This is a genomic window from Belnapia sp. F-4-1 (genome assembly GCF_000802185.1).
Lineage (GTDB): Bacteria > Pseudomonadota > Alphaproteobacteria > Acetobacterales > Acetobacteraceae > Belnapia.
Genome location: NZ_KN676113.1, coordinates 2940415 through 2960783, shown reverse-complemented (window position 1 = coordinate 2960783; position 20369 = coordinate 2940415). Strand labels below are relative to the sequence as shown.

General features: G+C 71.7%; 13 protein-coding genes. 8 read left to right on the top strand and 5 right to left on the bottom strand.

The annotated features are described in order from the left end of the window. Window position 1: 1 nt before the first annotated feature. A complete protein-coding gene (locus tag LH62_RS13870; RefSeq protein WP_043362143.1) occupies window positions 2-1222 on the bottom strand; it encodes a polyhydroxyalkanoate depolymerase in 1221 nt (406 codons plus the stop codon). A 109-nt stretch (window positions 1223-1331) separates the two neighbouring features. On the opposite strand from LH62_RS13870, the gene LH62_RS13865 reads away from it, so the two are divergent. Both LH62_RS13865 and LH62_RS13860 read left to right on the top strand, forming a co-directional pair. After that, entirely contained in the window at window positions 1332-2042 is a 711-nt protein-coding gene (locus tag LH62_RS13865) for a glutathione S-transferase (protein ID WP_052214429.1), read from the top strand. Window positions 2043-2130: 88 nt separating this feature from the next. Next, window positions 2131-3732, top strand: a complete 1602-nt coding sequence (locus LH62_RS13860) for an MFS transporter (RefSeq protein WP_043362137.1) — start codon at window positions 2131-2133, stop codon at window positions 3730-3732. Here the strand turns inward: LH62_RS13860 and LH62_RS13855 are convergent, their stop codons facing one another. After that, a complete protein-coding gene (locus LH62_RS13855) occupies window positions 3733-3927 on the bottom strand; it encodes a hypothetical protein (RefSeq protein ID WP_043362134.1) in 195 nt (64 codons plus the stop codon). It lies immediately after the preceding gene. 243 nt (window positions 3928-4170) lie between these two features. On the opposite strand from LH62_RS13855, the gene dps reads away from it, so the two are divergent. From dps to LH62_RS13835, 4 genes are all read left to right on the top strand, one after another. Beyond that, window positions 4171-4677, top strand: coding sequence for a DNA starvation/stationary phase protection protein Dps (gene dps / locus LH62_RS13850; RefSeq protein WP_043334499.1), 507 nt, complete (start codon window positions 4171-4173; stop codon window positions 4675-4677). A 110-nt stretch (window positions 4678-4787) separates the two neighbouring features. After that, window positions 4788-6782 (top strand): DNA topoisomerase IV subunit B, encoded by a 1995-nt coding sequence (gene parE / locus LH62_RS13845; RefSeq protein WP_043362132.1) that lies wholly within the window; start codon window positions 4788-4790, stop codon window positions 6780-6782. A 78-nt stretch (window positions 6783-6860) separates the two neighbouring features. Continuing rightward, window positions 6861-7310 carry a hypothetical protein gene (locus LH62_RS13840; RefSeq protein WP_043362129.1) on the top strand — a complete coding sequence of 150 codons (450 nt, stop codon included), beginning with the start codon at window positions 6861-6863 and terminating at the stop codon, window positions 7308-7310. Between the two features lie 63 nt (window positions 7311-7373). After that, on the top strand, window positions 7374-10250 hold the full coding sequence (locus tag LH62_RS13835) for a PAS domain S-box protein (RefSeq protein ID WP_144404478.1): 2877 nt from the start codon (window positions 7374-7376) through the stop codon (window positions 10248-10250). Here LH62_RS13835 and LH62_RS13830 read toward each other — a convergent pair whose 3' ends face one another. Further along, entirely contained in the window at window positions 10251-12107 is a 1857-nt protein-coding gene (locus LH62_RS13830) for a sensor histidine kinase (RefSeq protein ID WP_144404477.1), read from the bottom strand. 135 nt (window positions 12108-12242) lie between these two features. After that, the gene (locus LH62_RS28405) at window positions 12243-14405 is read right to left on the bottom strand and encodes a PAS domain S-box protein (RefSeq protein WP_052214427.1); all 2163 of its coding nucleotides are present in this window, start codon (window positions 14403-14405) and stop codon (window positions 12243-12245) included. Between the two features lie 275 nt (window positions 14406-14680). Here LH62_RS28405 and LH62_RS28400 point away from each other — a divergent pair, with 275 nt between their 5' ends. Beyond that, complete coding sequence (locus LH62_RS28400) at window positions 14681-17494, top strand: PAS domain-containing protein (protein ID WP_052214424.1); 2814 nt, start codon at window positions 14681-14683, stop codon at window positions 17492-17494. A gap of 7 nt (window positions 17495-17501) precedes the next feature. On the opposite strand, the gene LH62_RS13815 is transcribed toward LH62_RS28400, so the two are convergent. Further along, entirely contained in the window at window positions 17502-18200 is a 699-nt protein-coding gene (locus LH62_RS13815) for an alpha/beta fold hydrolase (protein WP_043365804.1), read from the bottom strand. 140 nt (window positions 18201-18340) lie between these two features. Between LH62_RS13815 and LH62_RS13810 the strand changes: the two genes are divergently transcribed. Continuing rightward, window positions 18341-20335, top strand: coding sequence for a DEAD/DEAH box helicase (locus LH62_RS13810; RefSeq protein WP_082012561.1), 1995 nt, complete (start codon window positions 18341-18343; stop codon window positions 20333-20335). The last annotated feature ends 34 nt before the right edge of the window (window positions 20336-20369 follow it).

The window sequence follows — 20369 nt, the reverse complement described above, 5'->3', positions numbered from 1 at the left end:
CCTAGCCCTCATGTGCCTGAATCATCTCCCGCACCCGCGGGTAGATCGCCTGCGCATAGCGCCGGCCGCTGAAGACGCCGTAATGTCCGACGCCCGTTTGCAGGTGGTGCCGCCGCATCGTCACCGGCACGCTGCGGCAGAGGTCGAGCGCCGCCATGGTCTGGCCGATGCCGCAGATGTCGTCGCGCTCGCCCTCCACCGTCATGACGGCGGTGCGGCGGATCGCCTCGGGCCGCACCGGGCGGCCGCGCCAGGCGAGGCGTCCCTCAGGAAGCGCATGGTCCTGAAAGATGGCGGCGACGGTCTCGAGGAAGAATTCGGCAGGCAGGTCCATGACCGCGAAATACTCGTCGTAGAAGCGCCGATGCATGGCGGCCTTCGCCACCTCGCCATCGGCAAGGTGCCAGACCTGATGGTGATGCGCCGCCATGTGCCGCCCGAGATTCATCGCCATGAAGGCAGCGAGCTGGAGCATGCCGGGATAGACCCGCCGCCCCGCCCCGCGGTGGCGCCATGGCACGCGGTCGATCATCCTCCGCTCGAACCAGGCGATCGGCCGGGTCTTGGCCAGCCGGTTCACCTCCGTCGGGTGCTGGCGGGTGTCGATCGGGCCCGCCATCAGCGTCATCGTGCGGGGCGAGCAGGGGTTGCGGTCCTCGGCCATCAGCGCGACGGCGGCGAGCACCGCGGCCACCGGCTGGCAGACGGCGAGCACATGGCCGCCCGGCCCGACCTTCTCGATGAAGCGCATCACATGCTCGACGAACTCGTCGAGGCCGAAGCGGCCGGCCTCGGGGGGCACGTCCCGCGCGTTGTGCCAGTCGGTGATGTAGACATCGTGGTCCTGCAGCAGCACCTGCACGGTGCCGCGCAGCAGCGTCGCGAAATGGCCGGACATCGGCGCCACCACCAGCACGCGCGGCAGGCGGATGTCGATCTCCTTCCTGAAATGCAGCAGGCTGGCGAAGGGCGTGGCGGCGACGACCTCTTCCCGCACCTCGACCAGCCGGTTGCCGACGCGGACCGGGCCGATCCCGAAATCCGGGCGGCTATGGGTGACGCCGGCATGGCCGAAGGTCTCGAACGTGCCGCGCAGCACGTGCAGCGCATCGAAGGCCCGGTACCGCGCCGGCATCCGCGAGAGGATGCCGGCCCAGCCCCGCGCCTGGAGCCGCCAGGGAGTGAGCACGTCCTGCCCGGCCTGGAGCATCTGATAGATCATCGGCGGTCCCTGTCGCGCCTCGCCTGCGATGGCGCATGGTGACAGCAGAGCGTGGTTTCGCAACAGCGAACCGGCTGCTAGCCTGACACGGGCAGCGGGGGAGAGCGGGATGTCGGAAACCAGGCGTCGCAGGCCTGCCCCTCCGCAGCCCAAGGCGTCGCGTGCGGTGCTGCGCATCAGCAGCCGCAACTACTCCTCCTGGTCGCTGCGCGGCTGGCTGATCCTCCGCCTTTCCGGCCTGCCCTTCGACACCGAGCTGGTCTCGCCGGACGACCCGGCGACGCGGGCCGAGCTGCTGCTGCAATCCTCCTCGATCCTGCTGCCCTGCCTGCTGCATGACGGGGCGGAGCTGTGGGACACGCTCGCCATCGCCGAGTATCTGAACGAGCTGCGGCCGGAGGCAGGACTGTTGCCGGCGGAGCGGCTGGCCCGGGCGCGCTGCCGTTCGATCTGCGGCGAGATGCATGCAGGCTTCCATGCGCTGCGCTCCTCCCTGCCGATGAACCTCCGCGCCCATGTGCCAGGCTTCACCGTCTGGTCGGCGGCGCGGGCGGATCTCGAGCGCATCTTCTCCCTTTGGCGCGGCTGCCTGGAGCGTTGGGGCGGGCCCTGGCTGTTCGGCGACAGGCCCTGCCTCGCGGATGCGATGTATGCGCCGGTCGTGCTGCGCTGCCGCAGCTACGACGTGGCGCTGGACGAGGCCTGCGAGGGCTTCGCACACACCGTCCTCGGCTGGCCCGAGGTGCAGGAATGGATCGCCGCGGCGCGGCAGGAGCCGGAGGCGCGCATCACGGAATTGGAATTCGACGCCGAATTCTGAGGCAGTCTTGGCATCGGCTCGGCCCTGAGCGGGCCACCACAAGAGGTTCACTATCGGCAGGACCGGGTGAGGCTGGCACTCTGGCGGCATGGCTCTTCCCCGCGCATTCGCTCCTCTCCGACATTCCGTCTTCCGCATGCTCTGGCTGGCGACGCTCGCCAGCAATATCGGCGGCTGGATGCAGAACACCGGCGCCGGCTGGCTGATGACCAGCCTCTCGCCCTCACCCTTCATGGTCGGGCTGGTGCAGGCGGCGACCATGCTGCCGGTCTTCCTGCTGGCCCTGCCGGCGGGCGCCCTGGCCGACATCGTCGACCGACGCCTCTTCCTGCTCGGCGCCCAGGCCTGGGTGCTGCTGATGGCGCTGATCCTCGCCGTGCTGACGGTGACCGACGCGATCGGCCCCTGGGGCCTGCTGGCCCTTACCTTCGCCATCGGCATCGGCAGCGCGATGAACTTCCCCGCCTGGGCCGCCACCACCAACGAGCTGGTGCCGCGCGAAGACCTGGTCGGCGCCATTGCGCTGAACGGCATCGGCTTCAACCTGGCACGGGCGGTGGGGCCTGCGCTGGGCGGCTTCGCCATCGCCGCGGCCGGCCCGGAAGCGGCCTTCGCGCTGAACGCGGTCGCCTTCCTCGTGCTGATCCTGGCACTGCTGTTCTGGCGCAGGTCAGAGCCGCCGCGGCGGATGCCGAAGGAGCACCTGCTCTCCGCCATGCGGGCCGGGATGCGCTTCGTCCAGGCGAGCCCGGCGATGCAGGCGACCATCCTCCGGGCCTGCGCCTTCTTCCTCTTCACCGCGGCGGTCTGGGGGCTGCTGCCGCTCTTCGTCCGCCAGCAATTGGGGCTTGGCCCGCAGGCCTTCGGCCTGATGCTCGGGGTAATGGGCCTTTCTGCAGTAGCCGCCGGCTTCGCCCTGCCCGCGTTGCGCGGGCGGCTCGACCGCAGCGGCACGGTGTTCTGGGCCTCCATCCTCGCCGCCGTCGCCATGGCGATCCTCGCCGTCTCGCATCACTGGGCGCCGGCGGTGCTCGGGATGCTGTTCTACGGCGCGGCCTGGATCACGGCGGGGAGCACCCTCGCCGCCGCGGCGCAGCTGGCGGCGCCGGGCTGGGTGCGGGCGCGCGCCATCGCCATCTACCAGCTCAGCTTCTTCGGGGTAATGGCACTCGGTTCGGCACTGGCCGGCTGGCTCGGCGGCAGCTTCAGCGTGCCGCTCGCCCTCGGCCTGGCGGCGGCCGGCTGCGCCATCGCCGCGGTGCTGGTCAGGCCCTGGCGGATCGACAGCCTGGCGTTGAGCGAGGCGCCGCCCGCTTCCGCCGTCATGCCGCAGCCCGAGGCGCCCGCCGCCGAGCTGCGCGGCCTCCTGGGCGAGGCTTCCGGCCGGGTGATGGAGGTGGTCCGCTACCGGATCGACCCGGCGCAGCGCCGCGCCTTCCTCGCCGCCATGCAGGAGGTCCGGCGTGTCAGGCTGCGCTCAGGCGCGGGGAATTGGAGCCTCTACGAGGATGTCGCCCATCCCGAGCGCTGGGTGGAGCTCTGGATCGTCGACAGCTGGACCGAGCATCTGCGCGAGGAATCCCGCCTGACGGAGGGCGATCGCGCCGCCCTGTCCCGCGCCGCCGCCCTGCATCAGGGCGGGGATGGCGAGGCGCCGGAGGCGGCCCGCTTCCTCAACGTCCATCCATGATCAGGCGGGGTCGAGCTCGGGCGGGGCGCCCGGGTTGTCGCGCTCGCTCTTCCACATCAGCAGTATCCCACCGATGCAGGCCATCAGCGAGGCGAACTGGGTCTGACCAATGGCGGTCAGCCCCGCCGCCAACAGCAGCGCGACGGCGATCGACGGCAAGCTGTTCGTCCGCAGCACATGCATCAGCCCACCCATCGCACCGTCCCTCCGGTTGTCATGCGGCCGAGCTTGCGCCCCCAGGCGTGGCCCCGGCATGACGACGGGCTGACAGCGGGCCCATCTTCCCCCGCAATGGCCCCGCACACGGGTTTGTCACTGAAGCCCCGCGCGTCCCGGGCGGGCCTTCTGCGCTGCGGCATGGCAGCGGACGCGGCAAGGGGGGCTTCCCTCTGGCCCGGACGCTCCACATGTACCGGTGACCGAACGGAGGAGTTACCCATGGCGAAGGCCGCCAAGACCCATACCACCCGCAACGACGTGCCGAGCAATGCGAAGCAGGTCTCGATCGGCGTGCTGCAGGCTTGCCTGGTCGATACGATCGACCTCTACAATGCCACCCGGCAGGCGCATTGGAACGTGAAGGGCCCGCATTTCGGCGAGCTGCACAAGCTGTTCGAGGAATTCTACAACGCGCTCCAGGAATCGACCGATGACCTGGCCGAGCGCATCGTCCAGCTCGGCGGCACGGCCAACGGCGTGACCCAGACCCTGGCCGCCAGCACGCGCCTGCCGCCCTACCCGACCGATGTCTATGCCGGCATGGACCATGTGGTGCAGCTCGCCGACCGCTACGCCATGGTCGGCAAGGCGCTGCGCGAGGGCATCGACACCACGGACGAGGCGGGCGATGCCGACACGGCCGACCTGCTGACCGAGCAGTCCCGCGCCGCGGACAAGATGCTGTGGATGATCGAGGCGCACCTGCCGCAGGACAAGGCGCCCTGACTCAGGCGCCTCGAAAGCCACAGTGATGCGCCGGGCGGCGGGGCAACCCGCCGCCCTCATTGTATCGGGCGCCTCTGGCGGCTATCTTTGCCGCAACAGGGGAACAAGACATGAACGATCTTTTCGGCGGCCGCCGCCCCGGCGGCAAGGGCGGCATCGCCACCGCAACCGAGGCGGCCAGCTATTCCGCCAAGGATATCGAGGTGCTGGAGGGGCTGGAGCCCGTCCGCCGCCGGCCGGGCATGTATATCGGCGGCACCGACGAGAACGCCCTGCACCATCTCGCCGCCGAGATCATCGACAACGCCATGGACGAGGCGGTGGCGGGCCATGCCGACCGCATCGAGGTCACGCTGGAGCCGGGCAACTGGCTGACCGTCCGCGACAACGGGCGCGGCATCCCGACCGACCCGCACCCGAAATTCCCGAAGCTTTCGGCGCTCGAGGTGATCTTCACCACCTTGCACTCGGGCGGGAAATTCTCCGGCAAGGCCTACGAGACCTCGGGCGGCCTGCACGGCGTCGGCTCCTCGGTCGTCAATGCGCTGGCGGAGCGGCTGGAAGTGGAGGTGGCGCGCGACCGCACCCTCTTCACTCAGGCCTATGCGCGCGGCAAGCCGCTCGGCAAGCTGAAGAATGCCGGGCCGATCCACAACCGGCGCGGCACCACCATCCGCTTCAAGCCGGACCCGGAGATCTTCGGAAAGCTCGACTTCGCGGCCGCGCGGTTGTACCGGCTCTGCCGCTCCAAGGCTTATCTCTATCGCGGCGTCGAAATCCGCTGGGCCTGCGACGCCTCCCTCGCCACCGGAGAGACGCCGGCTGCGGCGACGCTGCATTTCCCGGGCGGCCTGGCCGACTTCCTCGGCTCGGCGCTCGAAGGCCGCAGCCAGGTCGTCCCCGCTCCCTATGTCGGCGAGGCGACCTTCCCGGAGGGCGCCGGGCGCTGCGAATGGGCCGTCACCTGGCTGGAGCAGGGCGACGGCTTCCTCTCCACCTATGCCAACACCATCCCGACGCCGCAGGGCGGCACGCATGAGGCCGGGCTGCGCGGCGCGCTGGTGAAGGGCCTCCGCGCCTATGGCGAGCTGAAGAAGGAGAAGCGCGCCGCCAGCGTCACCGCGGAGGACCTGTTCGGCGGTCTCGCCGGCATGCTGAGCGTCTTTGTCCGGGACCCGCAATTCCAGGGCCAGACCAAGGAGAAGCTGACCAGCCCCGAGGCCACGAAGTTGGTCGAGACGGCGCTGCGCGACCATTTCGACCATTGGCTCGCGGGCGACCCGACCACGGCCGGCAACCTCCTCACCTGGGCCATCGAACGAGCCGAGGAGCGCATCCGGCGCCGCGAGCAGAAGGACACGCCACGCAAGTCGGCGACGCGGAAGCTTCGCCTGCCCGGCAAGCTGGCGGACTGCTCGCGCGAGAGCGCCGAGGGCACCGAGCTGTTCCTGGTCGAGGGCGATTCGGCCGGCGGCTCAGCCAAGCAGGCGCGCGACCGGGAGACCCAGGCGGTGCTGCCGCTGCGCGGCAAGATCCTGAACGTCGCCTCCGCCTCGGCCGACAAGCTGCGGCAGAACCAGGAGCTGAAGGACCTGATCGAGGCGCTCGGCTGCGGCGCGGGCGAGCGGTTCGACATCGCCCGCCTGCGCTACGGCCGCATCGTCATCATGACCGATGCCGATGTGGACGGCGCCCATATCGCCGCCCTGCTGATGACATTCTTCTACAAGGAACTGCCCGAGCTGGTGCGCCAGGGCCGGCTCCACCTCGCCCAGCCACCGCTCTACCGGCTGCAGCATGGCGGCAAGTCGGTCTATGCGATGAACGACGCCGACCGCGAGCGCATCCTGAAGCGCGAGTTCAAGCCGAGCCACAAGGTCGAGGTCAGCCGCTTCAAGGGCCTCGGCGAGATGCCGCCGGCGGCGCTGAAGGAAACGACGATGGACCCGAAGCGCCGCACGCTGCTGAAGGTCGTCCTGCCGCCCGAGGAGCGCACGCGCACCGCGGAGCTGATGGAGGCGTTGATGGGCCGCAAGCCGGAGCTTCGGTTCAAATTCATCCAGGAGAATGCGGCGAAGCTCGACGAGGCGGAGGTGGACGTCTGACCAGCCTGCTTTGAGGGTGCCGCGCAACGGTCTATCCTCTCCCGCGCAGACTACCCTCCTTCCCAACGAGGATCCCCCATGCCCGCACTGGTCCGTGCCTCGCTCGGCTTCCTGGCCGCCGTGCTTGCCGTCCTGACCTTTCATCAGGGCATGTGGGGCCTGCTCCATGTGATCGGCTGGATGCCGCCGCCCTTCCCAACGAATCCGATGCCGCCCTACGGCGTGCCGCTGATCGCCAGCCTCTGCTTCTGGGGCGGCCTCTACGGCATTCCCTACGGGCTGGCGCTGCCGCGCCTGCGGCGGATGCCAGGTTGGCTGAGCGGCCTGCTGCTCGGCCTGGTGGCAGCGCTGGTCGGCTGGTTCGTCGTGGCGCCGCTGAAGGGCCAGCCGGTGGCCGCCGGCTTCAACCCGGTGCGGATGCTGATCTCGGTGCTGATCAACGGCGCCTGGGGCATCGGCGTCGGCATCATCCTGCCCATGCTGCTGCCCAGGGCGGCGCAATCGCAACTGGCGTCGTTGCGCCGGTAAGAGGCAGTATTGCCGCTCACGAAGGGGGCTGGGGAAAGCGGCATGGCCAGGCAGGGCGGGCCCATGGAACGCCACGGGCGCGTCGGCCTTGCCGGGCATCTGCTCGGGCTGGTGCTGGCGGTGCTCGTGCCGAGCCTCGCGCTCGGCGGCGCCACGGCCTGGCACTTGGCGGGCCTCTACCGCGCCGCCTCGGAGGAACGGCTCAAGGATACCGCCCGCGCGTTGTCACTGGCGGTTGATGGCGAGTTCGAGATCTTCCAGACCGCCGTGCTCGCCCTCGCCAGCTCGCCGCTGCTCCGGCTCGAGGACAGCCGCGCCTTCCGCATCTGGGCGGTGACGGCGACGACGCGGCTTGGCGGCGCCGTGGTGGTGCATGAGGCCGTGCAGGGCTACCCGCAGCGGCTGGACACCATGCGGTCCGAGGATGCGCTGCCCGATCCGGTCCCGGTGACCGCGCCGGCCACGGCCGAGCTGGTCCAGCGCGCATTGCTGACCCGCCAGGCGGCCATCGCCAACCTGATCGAAGGCCAGGCTTCGGGCCGCGCGCAGGCCGCCGCGGCGGCGCCGACGCCAGACGCCCAGGCGGTGGTGACGATGGCGGTTCCGGCCGAGCGGCTCGCCCGGCTGCTGGCCGACCAGGAGCTGAATCACGGCGCCGTCGCCGCGATTGTCGATGCACAGAACCGGATCGTCGCGCGCTCCGACGATGGCGGGGCCTCCCCCGGCGCCGCGGCCATTGCGGTGCCTCTCGGCAATGGTGCCGAGGCAAGCGGCATGTTCCGCGACACCGCCGAGGCCAGGCCGGTACTCTATGCCTTCCACCGCCTGCGCCGGGCGCCCGGCTGGAGCGTCGTCGTCGGCGAGCGGCTGGCCGATCATCGGACGAACTGGCTGCGGCCGCTGCTGATCTTTCTCGCCGGCGGCGCCGTCGCCTTCGGCCTCGGCCTCGCCCTGGCACTGTCGCTCGGGCGGCGCATCCGCAGCCCTGTCCTCGCCCTGGTGCGGCGGGCCGATAGGGTCAGGGGCGGCACGGGCGCGGAGCCGCCGCCCGCCCTGCCGCACAGCCCCGTCGCGGAATTCGAGGAGCTTCGCCTGGCCATGGAGCGGGCCGATGCCGCGCTGCGCGCGGGCGAGGCCGAATTCCGCGCCGCCTTCGAGCAGTCCGCCGTGCCGATGCAGCAGACCGATTGCGCCACCGGCTGCTTTCTTCGCGTCAACCGCGCCTTCTGCCAGTTGCTCGGCCGGCCGGCCGAGCAGCTCATCGGCCTCCCCTTCACCGAGGTCACCCATCCGGAGGACCGCGAGGTCGACCTTGCCGGTTTCTGGCGCATGGCGCGTGGCGAGGTGCCATCCTACGAGGGAGAGAAGCGCTTCCTCCGGCCAGATGGCTCGGTACGCTGGGCGCGCATCGCCTCCTCGCCGGTGCGCGATGCGCGGGGACAGCCGATCCGCACCATGGCGGTGGTGCTCGACGTGACCGCGCAGCACGAGGCGGAAGCGGCGCGGCGCAGCAGCGAGGCCTGGATGCGCCTGGCGCAGGAGGCGGGCGGCATCGGTTCCTGGGACACCAATTACGAAACCGGCACGACCCGCTGGTCGGACGAGAATTACCGGCTCTGGGGCCTGGAACCCGGCACACCGATCCAGGAGCAGTTCATCCTGTCGCTGGTTCATGCCGATGACCGGCAGGCCCTCATGCGGCAGCAGCAGATGGCGCTGGACCCGAACGGGCCGCATCCGATGGAGGTCGAATTCCGCATCCGCCGCGCCTCGGACGGTGCCGAGCGCCGGCTGCTCTCGATCGGCGAGCGGAGCCATGCCTCCGATGGGCGCCTCGTCGGCCATCGCGGCATCGTCCAGGACGTGACCGAGCGGCGCCAGGCCGAGGAGCAGCTGCGTCGCAGCGAGGAAAGGCTGCGCCTGGCGCAGGAGGCCGGCGGCATCGGCTCCTGGGAATGGGAGGTCGCAACGGGCGCCCTGTTCTGGTCGGAGAGCTGCCATCACCTGTTCGGCACCGACCCGGCGCAGCCGCTCACCGATGCCGACTGGCGCGCCCTGATGACGGAGGGGGACGGCCCGCGGGTGGAGGCGATGCTGGACGCCGCGCTCGCCGGCACCGCCACCGTCTGGGAAACGGAATTCCGAATCATCCGCCAAGGCGACCGGGCGCTGCGCTGGATCAATGGCCGCGGCAGCATCCTGCGCGACGCCGCGGATGGCAGGCCCCTGCGCGTGGTCGGCGTCGCCATGGACGTGACCGAGCGGCGGGAGGCGGAGGAAAGGCTGCGTCTTCTGGCCCGCGAGGTGGACCACCGCGCAAAGAACGCCCTCGCCGTGGTGCAGGCGGCGCTGCGCCTGACCCCCAAGGACGATGCCGTCCGCTATGCCCAGGCGGTCGAGGGGCGGGTCAACAACCTCGCCCGGGTCCACAACCTGCTCGCCGAGGCGCGCTGGTCCGGCACCCGGCTGCACCAGCTGGCCGAGGGGGAGCTGGCGCCCTTCCTTCCTGCTCGCACCGGCCGGGAGGAGCGGGCGCCGCGGGTGGTGCTGGACGGGCCTTCCGTGCTGCTCGGACCGAGCGCGGCCCAGGCGATCTCCATGGCGCTGCACGAGCTGGCGACCAATGCAACGAAGCATGGCGCGCTCTCCATGCCGGGCGGGGTGGTGCGGCTGTCCTGGGCGCTCGACCATCCGGCCGGGCTGCTGCGCATCCGCTGGTCGGAAACGGGAGGCCCGCCGATCGCCGCGCCGCCCGAGCGCCGCGGCTTCGGCAGCCGCGTGATGGAGGCGACCATCCGGGACCAGCTGGGCGGCGCGGTCGGCCGCGACTGGACCGCGGCCGGGCTCGATTGCGCGCTGGAGGTGCCGCTCGGCCGGCTGGCCTCCGATCTCGACGAAGGTGTCTCCGACCGGCCGCTCTTCGCCCACGGCCAGGTCTGATCAGCCGGGGCGCGCCGCCGGGACCTGCAACCAGAAGAGGCTGCCCGTCTGCCCGTCCGGCCGGTCGGCATGACCGACCTCGCCGCCGAGCTGCGCGGCAAGCCGGGCCGAGACCGAAAGGCCGAGGCCGAGCCCCCGCCCCGCCTGCCCGGCCGGATCCTGATGCGCGAAGTCCTGGAATAGCCGGTTGCGCAGCCCGGCCGGCACGCCGGGGCCATGGTCCAGCACCTCGGCCCGCAGCAGCCCCGTCGCGGCCTGCCAGGACAGCCGCAGCCGCACTTCGCCGCCGCGGCTGAACTTCACCGCATTCTCCAGCAGGCTGCGCAGGATCTGGCGCAGCCGCCGCTCGTCCGTCCGCAGGCGCGGCGGCAAGGCGGGAGCGGCCTCGAGCACCAGGCCGAGGCCGAGTTCAGCGGCGGCAGGGCGGACCTGGTCGAGGCAGGCCTCGCCGAGCCCGGCCGGATCGACCTCGCCCAGCTGCGGCGCCTCTGCCTCGAGCCGCGTCGCCTCCAGCAGCCGGGAGGCGATCTCGTTCAGCCGCCAGCCGGCACGGCCGATATCCTCCACCTGGTCCCGGAGCGCGAGCGGCAGGCGCGGGTCGATCAGCAGCGCCTGGGCCCAGCCGAGCACGCTGTTGAGCGGCGTCCGCAGCTCATGGCTGGCGGCGGCGAGGAACCAGCTCTTGGCCAGGCTCGCAGCCGTCGCCGCATCGCGGGCACGGATCAGCTCGCATTCATTCGCCGCAAGGCGCTCGGCCATTCGCGCCACCTGGGCGGCGAGCGCGGCCAGCTCGGGCGCCGAAAGCTGGCCGAGCCGTGGCCGGGCGGCGAGGTCGCCCTCGGCCAGCCGGTCGATGGTGCGGCGGAGGGCGGCGATCGGCCGGATCAGCAGCCATTCGCCGCCGGCCAGCCCGACCAGCAGGACCAGGACGCCGGACAAGGCGAGGACTAGGTAGGAGCTGCGGCTCTCCGCCTCGATCGGGCCGAGGATCGCCGCAGCCTCCCGCCCGATGAACACCCAGGCGCCCGAGGCCTCGACCGGGGCGAAGCCGAAGATGATGGGGCGCCCCTCGAGGCCGGAGACGAGGACATGGCCGGTCCGGTTGGCACGGGCGGCCACCACCCCCGGGCTGCCCTCATAGCTTCGGCCGATCGCCTCGGGGACCGGCGGGTGGCGCGCCACCAGCACGCCCTGGCCGTCGACGATGCCGATGCGCCGCTCATCCTCGAAGCGGGCGAGCAGGCTTTGCAGCAGCCAGTCCGAGTCGAGCGCGACCACCAGCAGCACCTCGACCGAGCCCCCCTCCCGCAGCACCGGTTCCACCGCATGGAGGCCGGTCGAACCGTGGACCCGCGAGATGGCCAGGTCGGAGAAGACGAAGCGCCGGCTCGCCAGCGCCTGGCGAAGATGCAGCTGGCTGCCGATGTTGAGGCCGGGCGCCATCGGGTTGGTGCTGCACAGCACATAGCCGTCGGTGCGGACGACGGAGAGGCTGGCCAGCCAGCCGGCGGTCGGCAACAAGCGGCGCAGCGTGTCGGCGCAGGCGGCGCCCTCGCCGCGGCGCACCTCCGGGATGGCGGACAGCGCCGTCACCATCATCCGGATCTGGGCAACCAGTGCATCGAGATCCCGCGCCCCGGCCTTGGCCTCGTCCACGGCGCGGATCTCGGCGAGGCGCAGGCGCTCGCGGGCGCGGCTTTCAAAATAGGCACTGGCCAGCACCGCCGGCACCGCCATGGCCATCAGCGCCAGGGCGAGAACCCGGGAGCGGATGCCAACCCGGGACGCCGCCTGAACCGGGGGACGCGCAGCCCCATCGGCAAGGTCGTAAGACCCCCGAAGGGGACCGGCCAGCATGGCATCTCCGGAGAGTACAAGGGAAGGAACGAACCGGCTGGTTCACGGTCCAACTACCGTAAATTCACCTTAGCGGCGAGCATTGCTTTTCATGCTGTCTCCGGAAGATCCGGCATATGCTTTGACGGCAACGGTTTAGCGGAAGGACGTTGCGATATTCTCGGGCACGGGTGGCGTGGTGCCGCCGGAGAGGGGAATGTCCATCTCCACCCGGATGCCCTCGGCCGACCAGCCCTGCCGGACCTTGCCGCCGAGTTGCGCGCGGACTGTGCCGTCGAGGACACGCGTGCCGAAGCCGCGCCGGCTCGGGCTGCCCGGCACCGGCGGCCCGCCGCTCTCGCGCCATTCGAGGCGAAGAAGGGGCGGCCCCGGCGGCTCCAGCTCCACCCGCCACTGCACCGTCACCGTCCCGCCGGAGCGACCAAGGGCGCCGTGCTTGACGGCATTGGTCGCCAACTCATGCACCGCCATGGAGAGGGCCTGGGTGGCGGCAGGCCAGAGCAGCACGGGTGGCCCATCCAGCCGGGCACGCGGAGCACCGGCGCCCTCGGCGAGGAAGGGGGCCAGCTCATCCTCCAACAGGGTGCGCAACTCGGCCCCGGTCCAGCGGCCGCGAGCCAGCAGGGTCTGCGCCCGGGCCAGCGCGGCGACGCGTCCCTCGACGGCGCGCATGTAGGAGGCCGGATCTTCCTTCGGCGTCAGGCGTAGCGCGGCCTGCACCACGGCGAGGGCATTCTTTGCCCGGTGGTCCACTTCGCGGGCCAGCAGGGTCTGCCGTTCCTCCGCCTGCTTGCGTTCCGTGATATCGAGCACCACGCCGATCGCCCGCACGGCCCGCCCGGCCGCATCCACGGTGAACTCGGTCCGCAGCATCAGCCAGCATGCGGTGTCATGCGGCCGGAGGTAGCGGAATTCGGCTTCGACGAATTGCTCACCACGGGCCAGCGCCGCCAGACCAATCTCGCGCAGCCTTTCCCGTTCGCCTGGAGCGAATCGGGCGCGGATCGTCTCGATGTCCGGCAGCGGGCCGTCCGGGAAGCCGAGCAGGCGTGGCAGCTCGGCGGAGCCCGTCACCATGCCTTGGCGAAGATCGGCATCCCAGACCGCCATCCGCCCGGCGCCGAGGGCGAGGCGCAGCCTCGCTTCACTGGCGAAGCGCTCCTCCTGCCATTGCCAGCGCTCGGTCACGTCGCGCAGCGTGCCGACCACGCGGATGGCGACGGCCTCGGCCGGCCGCTCGGCGAAAAGCGGCTCGCCCTGGATCACCACCTGGCGGACCGTGCCGTCAGGCCGGCGGATGCGGCAGGCCAGGTCCAGGTGGGTTCGCCGCGCCGGGTCGCGGGCGTTGCGGAACGCCCGAACCACCCGCCGCCGGTCGCCGGGATGCACCAGCCGCTGCGCCAGGGCGAGCGTCACCTCTGCTGAGGAATCGAGGCCGCAGATGGCCAGCACCTCGGCGGTGCAGACCAGCCGGGCGGCGGGCGAGGTCCAGTCCCAGATGCCGATCTCGGCGGCGGCGATGGCCAGGGCAAGGCGCGCCTCGCTCTCGGCCAGCGCCGCCTCCGCCGCGCGCTGCGCGGTGACGTCGGCGAGCGCCTCCAGCACCGCGACCGGCCGTCCCGAGCCGTCGCGTCGCAGCACCTTGCGGGCGGCAACGATCAGCTTCCGCCCGTCGCGTGCTACCTGATGGAGGTCTCCGGTCCATTCGCCGCCGCGCTCGAGCGCTGCCGTCACCTCTGCCACTGGCACCGGGAATTGCGTGCCGAGCAGGCGATGGGCGGAGCGGCCGAGCGCCTCCGCCGCCGTCCAGCCATAGAGGCGGGCGCAGCCTTCGGACCAGAAGGTGATGGTGCCATCCATGTCGCGCGCCATGGAATTGCCGAGGTCGAGCGTCGACAACAGGTCTCGCAGCCGCTCCTCGCTGGCCTGGAGGCTTTCGGTCGCGCGGCGGACCGCGGTGCGGTCGCGGAAGGCGATGCCAAGACCCTCGGCGATCGGGAAGAGCGTGAATTCAACCCATCGATCGGGTCGGATGGTGCCCGCCATCTCAAGCCGCACCGGGCGGCGATCTGCCATTGCCTGGCGCAGTAGGGGGCCGAGCGGTGGCTGGGCCGTGGCGGGAAAGGCGTCCCAGATCGAGCGGCCAAGCAAGCCGTCGGCAGGCTGGCCGAGATAGGCGGCGGCGGCCTCGTCGCAGGCCAGGAACCGGAAATCATGGTCCAAGGCACAGGTATTGTCGCCGAGCGCCTGGAACAGGCCCGCCGCACCGGCTGCCTTGGACGAGGCGATCAGGTCCAAAGCGGCAGGCTCCAACACAATCGGACGGGGGCGGCGTGGTGGTGCATCGAGGCTCCCTGGCGGCGATGCCATCATAGGCCCCTTCGGCTGATCGGGTGACCGGGTTTCTTGCTGGTCCGGGTGCATCCCGGTCCGGGAACAAATCCCCGCGAGCACCACTTCCGGTATACGATTTGAATCACTTTGGTGAGAGATTACCCTACAAGGCCGCTGTTCACGCTATTTCGACGAAACCGCTGAAAACCGATACAGATCGGCACTGGTTTGGAGATGCCATGTTCCGCTCCACGCTGCCTGGGTCCGGAGGGGAGAACGGGTTTCGGGCTTCGGCCTGGCTGTTCGCCTGCCTGCTGGCTGCGGCGATCGGCCTGCCGGCCGTGCTGCTCGGTGCCGGCGGGTGGCTCGCCTGGCAGGGCACGTGGCGGGAGGCTCGGAACGAGGTCGCGCGGGAAGCGGATGCCGGCGCCGACTATGCGTCCCGCCTGCTGCTCAACTACGGCATCGCCGCCAGCCGCCTCGACGACCTGTTGCAGGGGCTGGGCGATGCCGAGATCATGGCACAGGCCGAGAGCCTGCGGCCGGCGGCGCGGGCGGTGACCACCGAGCTTCCCCAGTTCGGCCATGCGGCCGTCTTCGACCGGCAGGGCACGGTGCTGCTGGCGACGAACGGCCACCCCCTGCCCCCGGGCGGGACGGGGTTCGACGACGGCTTCCTCGCCGCGATGCGGGCGTCCGGCGCACCGCCGCTGCATCTCGGCGAAGTCTTCACCAGCCCGCTGGACGGCAAGCTGATCTTCACCGTCGGCCGGCAGCGGACCCGGACCGGCAACCCACCCCCGGCCGATGGGTTCGACGGGCTGGTCAAGCTGGCGGTGGAGCCGGAGGTGGTCGCCGAAGGCCTGCGCCGGCTGCGCGCCACGCCGAATGACCTGATCAGCCTGCTGCGCAGCGATGGCCGCACCCTCGCCCGCACCGACGGCTTTTCCAGCCCGCTGCCGCCCCTGCCGACGAGGACGCCGTTCCATGCGGTCGCCGCGGCCGGGGCTGAGCGGGCGCTCATCGCCGACGACGCCATGCTGGATCGCAAGCCTGCGCTGATCGGCCTTCGCCGGCTGGATGGCTTTCCCGCCTATGCCGCCGCCATCCGGACCCGCGCCGCGATCATCGCCGCATGGCGCGAGGCGATGCTGCCGCAACTCGCCATCGCCCTGCCGGCGATGCTGGCGCTGCTTGGCCTCGCCGCGCTGGTCTGGCGTGGCCAGCGCCGGCTGATCGCCGCCCATGACCGGCTGGAGACGCGGGTCGCCGAGCGCACCGCGGCGCTCGCCGAGGTCTCGGAGGCCCTCGACCTGACGCCCTGCGTGATCACCGATCTCGATGGGCGCATCCTCCATTGGTCGGAGGGTTGCGTCCGGCTCTACGGGTACGGCCGGGAGGAAGCGGTGGGCCGGATGGTGGCGGCGCTGCTGCGCACCGAGTTCCAGGCGGGCGGCCGCGAGGGACTGCTCGCCAACCTGCTGCGGCAAGGCCAGTGGCAGGGCGAGGTGCGGCAATACCGGCGCGACGGCAGCCTGATCGTCACCAGCACGCAATGGACGCTGCGCCGTGACCCGCGGACCGGCGCGCCGCATTCGATCGTCAGCACCCGGGCCGACCTCAGCGCCCTGCACCAGGCGGAGCATGCGCTCCGCCGCAGCGAGGCGCGGCTGCAACGGGCCCAGGAGGCGAGCGGCGCGGTCGCCTTCGAACTCGCCGAGGATGGCTCGGTGCTCGCGGATGCCGCGATGCCGGGGCTGTTCGGACTCGCTCCCACTGGGCCGCTGACCCTGGCGCGCCTCGCTTCCCGCCTGCATCCGGAGGATTGCCGGCTGCTGGCCGGGACCTATCGCGGGCTTGCCCGGCATGGCGGCGCCTTCAACCTGGAATTCCGTATCCGCCAGCCGGATGGCTCGGTGCGCTGGATGCTGGCGCGCGGCGAGGCGCAGCCGCGGCAGCCCGGCCGCTTCGCCCCGCGCCTGGCCGCCGGCATCGTCCTCGACGTCACCGAGCGCCGCCATGCCGAGGCGGCGCTGGTGGCGAGCGGGGAGCGGCTGCGCCTTGCCCAGGAGGCGGCGGGCTTTGGCATCTACGACCATGACTTCCGCTCCGGGGCCGTGACCTGGGACAGCCGGATGCGTGCCTTCTGGAACGTGCCGGGGGAGGAGCCGGTCACCAGCCGCCACTTCCTCGCCGGCCTGCACCCGGACGACCGGCCGCTGCGGCGGGACGCCATACGCCGCGCCAAGGACCCCCAGGGGACCGGCACCTACCAGGCGGAGTTCCGCGTGGTCGCCGGCCCCGCGCGGGACGAGCGCTGGATCTTCACCATCGGCCAGGTGCATTTCGAGCGGGACCGCCCGGTGCGGCTGACCGGCCTCGCCCTCGACATCACCGAGCGCAAGCGCAGCGAGCAACGCAACGAGCTATTGATGCGGGAGGTCGATCACCGCGCCAAGAACGCGCTCGCCGTGGTGCAGGCGGCGCTGCGGCTGAGCCGGGCGGAGACGCCGGCGGAGCTGGTGCGGATCATCGAGGGGCGCGTCTCCGCGCTGGCCCGGGCGCAGACCATCCTCGCCCGTCGCCGCTGGGAAGGGGCGGAGTTGCATGCCCTGCTGGAGGGCGAGCTGGCCGCCTTCCTCACCGGCATCCGGCTCGACGCGCCGCGGGCCGAGCTGCATGGGCCGCCGGTGACCATCGCCGCCCATGCCGCCCAGCCGCTCAGCATGGCGGTGCACGAGCTGGCGACCAATGCGATGAAATACGGCGCCCTGTCCCGCCGCGGCGGGCTGTTGCAGGTGAGCTGGCGGCTGGACCCCTCGCAGCGGGTGCTGACCCTGCTCTGGCGCGAGCGTGGCGGGCCGGAGGAGGCGGCGAACCCGGTGCGGCGCGGCTTCGGCTCCCGCGTCATCGAGCAGACCTTGGAGATGCAGCTCGGCGGCCGGGTGACGCGGCGCTGGCTGCCGGGCGGGCTGCTTTGCGAAATCGCCATCCCGCTCGCGCGGCAGGAGGCGGCCGGGGCGCCGGCGGAGGAGAAGGCCGTGGCGGCCTAACGCCTGGCTAAGCCATCAGCCAGTCGCGCAACAGGCCGGTTACGATCTCCGGTGCCTCCATCGGCGGCAGGTGGCCACAGCCGGGGATGCGGTGCAGCCTGGCGCCGGGGATGCCGGCGGCACTCTCCTCGGCCAGCTCGGGCGGGGTCAGCAGATCGGCCTCGCCCACCGCAACCAGGGTGGGCAGGCGGATCCCGGCCAGGTCAGGGCGCGAGTCGGGCCGGGTGAGGATGGCCGCCTGCTGGCGCAGGAAGGCATCCCGCCCGACGCGCTCCGCCATTGCGATCACCGCCTGGCCGACCGGCCCCGCCAGCCGGTCCGGGTGGATGAGCTGCGGCAGCAGCCGCGGAGTGACGCCCTTGAACAACCCGCTGCGGGCGAGCGAGATCAACGCGCGGCGGCGGCGTCCCTGCTCCGGCGTGTCCGGCCGGGCCGAGGTGTCGAGCAAGGCGAGCCGCGTCACCCGCTCGGGCGCCTGGCGCAGCACTTCGAAGGCGAGGTAGCCACCCATGGAGAGCCCGGCCAGGGCGAAGCGCGGCGGCGCTGCGGCCAGCGCCCGGGCCGCCATGGCGGCGAGGCTGCCATCCTGCGCCACATCCGCCACCTGGCAGCGGGCCAGGCCCCGGAGGTCGGCGATCTGCGCCTCCCACAGCGCAGCATCGCAGAGCAGGCCGGGCAGCAGGAGGAGGTCGATGGGGTCTGGCATGTCGCACATGCCTCTACGAGGCGGGAAATGCTGCAGCAAGCCCTCCCGCGCCTTGATTTTCGGGCCTCATTGGCGCATATGCGCGGCGGACCTGGAACGGCAGCTTTGGAAAAGGGCGAGCCGGGCGTCGGTTTTCGGCCATGTGGGCCGCCATGCCGCCGCTGTCCCGGCGAAGGAACCGACCGCACTTGACCGATACCCCCGACCGGCCCGCTCCCGATGCGGCCGAGACTGTGCATAACGATCATCAGGCCGAAACCATGCCCGCAGCGGCCATGGCGGCCGAGCCCGCGCCTGCCCCGGCGCCCGAGGATTCGCCCGAATCACTGATGGCCGAGAGCGCGCCGACGGTCATCGAGTCCGTTGCCGAAGGCTCCGACCCCGCCCCTGGCACGGCCGATCTGCCGCCGCCCGCGATCGACGCCGCCGCGGAGCCCGAGGCCGAGGAGGACGCTGAGGACGAGGATGAGGACGGCGAGGAAGACGAGTCCGAGGACGAGGCGCCGCGCACCACCTTCGCCGATCTCGGCCTCTCCGAGCCGATCCTCCAAGCCGTCGCCGAGGCCGGCTACGTCTCGCCAACGCCGATCCAGGAAGCCGCCATCCCCATCGTGCTGATGGGCCGCGACGTGCTTGGCTGCGCCCAGACCGGCACCGGCAAGACCGCCGGCTTCACCTTGCCGATGCTCGACATCCTTGCCTCCGGCCGGGCCAAGGCGCGCATGCCGCGCAGCCTGATCCTGGAGCCGACGCGGGAGCTGGCGCTCCAGGTCGCCGAGAATTTCGTGAAGTACGGCAAGCACCTCAACCTGGTGCATGCCCTGCTGATCGGCGGCGAGAGCATGAACGACCAGCGCGCCGTGCTCGAAAAGGGCGTCGACGTGCTGATCGCGACGCCGGGCCGCCTGCTCGACCTGTTCGAGCGCGGCCGCATCCTGCTCGCCGACTGCAAGGTCCTCGTCATCGACGAAGCCGACCGCATGCTCGACATGGGCTTCATCCCGGATGTGGAGCGCATCGTCTCCATGCTGCCGCCGATGCGGCAGACGCTGTTCTTTTCCGCCACCATGGCGCCGGAGATCCGCAAGCTCGCGGACGCGTTCCTGCAGAACCCGAAGGAGATCAGCGTCTCCGCCCCGGCCAGCGTGGCGACGACCATCACCGCCGGCCTGCTCTGGACGCGCGAGCTCGACAAGCGCGAGGCGCTGCGCCGGCTGATCCGCCGCGAGGAGGTGCAGAACGCGCTGATCTTCTGCAACCGGAAGATCGAGGTCGATGTTCTCTACAAGTCGCTCAAGCGGCACGGCTTCTCGGTCGGCGCGCTGCATGGCGACATGGACCAGCCGAGCCGCTTCGCCACGCTGAATAAGTTCAAGGCGGGCGAGCTGCAGCTGCTGGTCTGCTCGGATGTCGCGGCGCGCGGCATCGATATCGGCGGGCTCAGCCACGTCTTCAATTTCGACGTGCCCTTCCACGCCGAGGATTACGTCCACCGCATCGGCCGCACCGGCCGGGCGGGCAAGGCAGGCGCGGCCTTCACGATCGCCACGCCCGACGATGCGCGCAACGTGGCGGCCATCGAGAGCCTGACCGGCAAGCCGATCCCGCGCATCGAGGTCGAGGGGCTTGACCCGATCAGCAACGAGGAGATTGCCGAGGCGGCCTCCCGCCCGAAGCGCGGGCGCGGCGGCAGCGCCGGGCGTGGCGGCGGGCGCGAGCGGGATCGTGGCGGCCGCGACCGGCGCCCTGCCCAGCAGGCCGATCGGCCGGAGCGTGGCGGGCGTGACCGCGACCGCGACCGCCCCGAGCGGAGCCGCGGCGAGCGCGATCGGCCCGAGCGCAACCGCGACCGGGACCGGGCCCCCGTTGCCGCCCGCGACGAGCGCCCCGCCCGTGACGAGCGCCCGGTCCGTGACGAGCGCCCGGTCCGTGAGGAGCGCCCCGCCCGTGACGAGCGCGCCCCGCGCGAGGAGCGCCGCTGGGACCGCGACGCGCCGCGCCGGCGCGACCGGGACCGCGACGATCTCGGCCCGGCCGTTGTCGGCTTCGGCGATGCCGTGCCCGCCTTCATGCTGATCCCCATCCCCCGCCCCCGCCGCGACCAGCAGCCGGAGCAGGAGGCCGAGGCGGCGTGATCCCCGGCCCGCGGGCAATGTCCCGCGGGCGCCT

Coding starts and splice junctions, on each gene's coding strand:
- LH62_RS13870 (WP_043362143.1), bottom strand. CDS start 1,222: ATGATCTATCAGATGCTCCAGGCCGGGCAGGACGTGCTCACTCCCTGG.
- LH62_RS13865 (WP_052214429.1), top strand. CDS start 1,332: ATGTCGGAAACCAGGCGTCGCAGGCCTGCCCCTCCGCAGCCCAAGGCG.
- LH62_RS13860 (WP_043362137.1), top strand. CDS start 2,131: ATGGCTCTTCCCCGCGCATTCGCTCCTCTCCGACATTCCGTCTTCCGC.
- LH62_RS13855 (WP_043362134.1), bottom strand. CDS start 3,927: ATGGGTGGGCTGATGCATGTGCTGCGGACGAACAGCTTGCCGTCGATC.
- dps (WP_043334499.1), top strand. CDS start 4,171: ATGGCGAAGGCCGCCAAGACCCATACCACCCGCAACGACGTGCCGAGC.
- parE (WP_043362132.1), top strand. CDS start 4,788: ATGAACGATCTTTTCGGCGGCCGCCGCCCCGGCGGCAAGGGCGGCATC.
- LH62_RS13840 (WP_043362129.1), top strand. CDS start 6,861: ATGCCCGCACTGGTCCGTGCCTCGCTCGGCTTCCTGGCCGCCGTGCTT.
- LH62_RS13835 (WP_144404478.1), top strand. CDS start 7,374: ATGGAACGCCACGGGCGCGTCGGCCTTGCCGGGCATCTGCTCGGGCTG.
- LH62_RS13830 (WP_144404477.1), bottom strand. CDS start 12,107: ATGCTGGCCGGTCCCCTTCGGGGGTCTTACGACCTTGCCGATGGGGCT.
- LH62_RS28400 (WP_052214424.1), top strand. CDS start 14,681: ATGTTCCGCTCCACGCTGCCTGGGTCCGGAGGGGAGAACGGGTTTCGG.
- LH62_RS13815 (WP_043365804.1), bottom strand. CDS start 18,200: ATGCCAGACCCCATCGACCTCCTCCTGCTGCCCGGCCTGCTCTGCGAT.
- LH62_RS13810 (WP_082012561.1), top strand. CDS start 18,341: ATGTGGGCCGCCATGCCGCCGCTGTCCCGGCGAAGGAACCGACCGCAC.